Annotated in this window: 2 protein-coding genes; one reads left to right on the top strand and one right to left on the bottom strand. The window is 36.8% G+C overall.

From position 1 onward, the window contains the following. Window positions 1–227: 227 nt before the first annotated feature. The gene (locus RFH42_RS16785) at window positions 228–662 is read left to right on the top strand and encodes a DUF6530 family protein (protein WP_308977075.1); all 435 of its coding nucleotides are present in this window, start codon (window positions 228–230) and stop codon (window positions 660–662) included. A gap of 111 nt (window positions 663–773) precedes the next feature. Here the strand turns inward: RFH42_RS16785 and repM are convergent, their stop codons facing one another. Further along, window positions 774–1,757 (bottom strand): replication initiation protein RepM, encoded by a 984-nt coding sequence (repM, locus tag RFH42_RS16790; protein WP_104472929.1) that lies wholly within the window; start codon window positions 1,755–1,757, stop codon window positions 774–776. Between the last annotated feature and the right edge of the window lie 531 nt (window positions 1,758–2,288).

A 2,288-nucleotide genomic window follows, 5' to 3' on the forward strand; every position in this document is an offset into this window, starting at 1 on the left:
ACTCGCTTCGCTCGTGTCTTCTCAAAAGCAAAAGCGCACGGTAGTTAAAGTTTTCATGAAATCAGATGCTAAAAAAGCGGTTTTTCAGAGAGGGGAATAATCGAACTTTCATTGTGTCGCTCGTAGACACTCGCTAATAATTTTTAATTTAGTATTTACATTAGTAATCTTTTTAGTAATAATTTTACTAACTAAATTACTAAACTACTTACTAATAGGTACTGAAAATGGAAATACCAACGCATCTATCACATAAACCAATTGTTAAATTAGAAGAATATTCTCAGTTAGATGGACGTTTTAAAAATAAAACTGATGCTGAAGGACTATCAATTGGTTTAGCTCAATGGAATAGCCAAGGCAATACAGATTTGTCTGCAAAAGTTTGGAGATACACAGGTGAAAAATGGTCTAGACAATCAGAAGAATTGCCATTACATCGCGTTTTAGATTTAGCTAGTTTAATATGCGCATCAATATGTTATGCAAAAAATGACATGCTTCCTATTCATGATGATTTCCACATATCTTTAGCTAAAAACAATCAATTAATCTCTCTACTTAAAGCTGGAATAGATAAGGAAAATGGCGATGAAAACAATTTAGATAAATCACTTACTCGATTAGCTAAATACTTAAAAGATTTAGGATATACAAACTAAAAAATAATTTTCTAGTAAGGCAAAGGCAAAGAAAAATATCTTTGTCTTTTTAATTTTTGCATTGCAAAACGCACCCATTGGACTCAATGGTAAAGTGCGCCCTTCGGGAATTTAGCTATGACTAAAAACCACACCAAATTCTTCTAGCTTGTTTTCCCATTGGTCGGCTGTTGCTTCAGTTGTGATTTCTTCTTTGATTCGTTTCATCATGTCCATTACTGACTCATCACCACGTTTAAACCGATCTGCTAAACCATTAGCCATGATTGCACCTGTAATTTTACTTTTACGGTGTTCCAAAACGTCCATATTTGCGTTTTCAGGCTGTTTTGCGATGTTGGCAGGGATTTGACTAGGTTTTTTGATATGTGGGCTAGAATCGCTGTTTTTTGGCGTTTCCGCCTCTGTTTTCTTCTTCTGCTTAAACTTGAATGAAAATCCTGTGATTGTCCGCCCTTTTTTGTGCTGTTCATAGCTTGCTGTGATGTCGGTATGCTCATTTACTTGCTTCAATGCTAGTTCTAAAACGCCACGTTTAAATACATCCATTCGCTGATATTCAGTATCTAAAACTCCTATTCGCTTTCTAAATTCAGTTAAATCAATAACTGGAGTCTTTCCTGTTGTTCTCCAGCAGATCAATAATTCATACAAGCGAACTGCATAGGCACTCGATAAGCTACTAATTTGTTCAATATCGTACTTTGTGAACTGTTCCTCTAATCGTGTAATCAGGGGAACAACAGCAGGGGCAAAAATAACCTCAACTGTTGCCGTTTCATCAATGTAAGCAATTTGTGATACCCAACGACTTGTAATATTAGCTCGTCCACGTTCACGCTTTTCTTGATAGCTGAATTGACGGGCAAATAAATCTTTGCAGGCATCTTTTAGGGCTTGATAAGCAGTCTGTCTAACTACACCGAATTGATTGATATAACTCTCTGCATGAACTGTAAGAGGGTCATTGGCGTTAATTCCTTTGCCTGATTCTCTAGCCTCGAGGATAGCTAAGAGAATTAACCGCTGTTCAACTAAGTCTAAGTTATAACTAGCATTCATTAGGGCGTTATCTTTCACTATTAAATCACTCATAAACCACCTCTATTTTTTATTACGTTATAACACATAAAAATATCTTTGTGTATTAAGGTAGGTAAACGGTGGGATATTGGTAGGTAAACGGTGGGATATTGGTAGGTAAACGGTGGGATATTGGTAGGTAAACGGTGGGATATGTCCTCTGTAATCCTTGCTAGGCTTACGTTTCAGTGTGTCTAAAAGCATTTAAAAGCATTTAAAAACATTAAAAGCCCATTTTCATCACGAAAATTGCCCTATGTTTTCGCTTTGCTCAAACTTTTTTGACTAAGCAAGCTTAGTCGAGGGGCAATTTCTTCAAATTACGGGGAAAAGTTCAAAGGTTTAAAAAGCATAGAGCAAGGATACACAAAGGGTACTTTTTCACTACCGTGATAAATTCCCACTCTGTGACCTTGTTCAGGGCAAGCCCCGAAACCCCAACAGCAAGAGCAAAGGCAAAAATGGCACTCGCTTCGCTCGTGTCTTCTCAAAAGCAAAAGCGCACGGTAGTTAAAGTTTTCATGAAATCAGATGCTAAAAAAG

The sequence above is a fragment of the Acinetobacter rudis genome, assembly GCF_031157835.1.
Taxonomy (GTDB): Bacteria; Pseudomonadota; Gammaproteobacteria; order Pseudomonadales; family Moraxellaceae; genus Acinetobacter; species Acinetobacter rudis_A.